This is a genomic window from Anaerosalibacter bizertensis, from assembly GCF_009696605.1.
GTDB lineage: Bacteria > Bacillota > Clostridia > Tissierellales > Sporanaerobacteraceae > Anaerosalibacter > Anaerosalibacter bizertensis.
Window position 1 is genome coordinate 1 of the sequence record NZ_VULR01000045.1, and the last position, 1,186, is coordinate 1,186.

Here is a 1,186-nt window from a genome sequence, read left to right on the forward strand (position 1 = left end):
TTTCAGTAACTACTTCAAAATTGTAATCCTTAAAAGTAACAGCCATTTATTCCACCTCCACCTTAAAATCTTCTGGTTTTTCTTCTATACTTAATCCATCAATTTCAACTATTTCACCTGTATTTTTATTTATTATATTTCCGTCACTTATTATTAAATTATTCTTAAATCCGGCCCAATCAAAATCTTTTTTAATTTTTACATACTCTTGCATGTTCTCATATTTATCTGCTACTTCCGATAACTTTTTCTTATTATATTTAAATATAGCTTGTGGTTTTTTTAATTTTAATTCCCCGCTTGGTAGCTTATATTTCTTCAATGTCTTAGTATCTTGAGTTTCAACTGTTTCAAAATACTCTCTTAGCTTTGATTCAAAGAAACCTATTTCTCTATCTGCTTTTTCTTTTTCTTTCTTCAGTAATTCTTGTATTTGCTGTATTTTAGCTTTTGATACTGCTTCTAATCTGTTGTATTCTGCCTTGCTTTCTCTTATTTTATCTAAGCACCAGTCAGCTGCTAGATCGTCCTTAACCTTCCAAACATCTTTTTCTTCTTCATCTATGCTTAAAAATCTATCTGCAATACTAATCATATTTTCCATTTATTCTTCCTCCTTACTCAAATTAAACACTTGCAACTTCTTATTTATCTCAACTGCCAGCAACTTTGCCCCGCACTGGCAGTTATATAATTCATGTTTCTTTATCTTTCCTATTTCTTTATAGCAGCTAGGACATTTCATATTACCTTAGCCTCACAAGCTTCTTTTATTTGTGATTCTACTATATTCTTAAAGGCTTTATATTCTCGTTCAGGATTAGCTCTTACATTCTCTTTTAATGTCCTAACAAACTCTTGAGCCTCTATAACTGCTGTCCTCATACTATTTTCATCTATGTTATACATTTCGTTAAATATTAAAGTTAAAGCCTGTATAGGAGCGATTGTTATTTCATCTTCTACTATTACTACATTATCTTCATGGCCTTGTTTGATTGCCTGCCTATATGTCTGCTCTGTGATTATTTCCCATTCTTTCATGCCTTCATTTTTATTCGTATAAGCCTTAAGTTTTAAATAAAATATTTGACCTTCTATTAAAAATTGATAGTATCTAGACCACTTTAATTTAAAACTTCTATGTCTACGCATTGTTTAAATCCCTCCGGATATGTTATAATAA

2 protein-coding genes are annotated in these 1,186 nt (G+C 30.3%); both read right to left on the reverse strand.

Translation table 11 applies throughout. From position 1 onward, the window contains the following. Positions 1-46: 46 nt before the first annotated feature. Complete coding sequence (locus tag FYJ27_RS12595; protein ID WP_154485141.1) at positions 47-604, reverse strand: host-nuclease inhibitor Gam family protein; 558 nt, start codon at positions 602-604, stop codon at positions 47-49. 137 nt (positions 605-741) lie between these two features. Further along, the gene (locus FYJ27_RS12600) at positions 742-1,155 is read right to left on the reverse strand and encodes a hypothetical protein (RefSeq protein ID WP_154485142.1); all 414 of its coding nucleotides are present in this window, start codon (positions 1,153-1,155) and stop codon (positions 742-744) included. Positions 1,156-1,186: the final 31 nt, after the last annotated feature.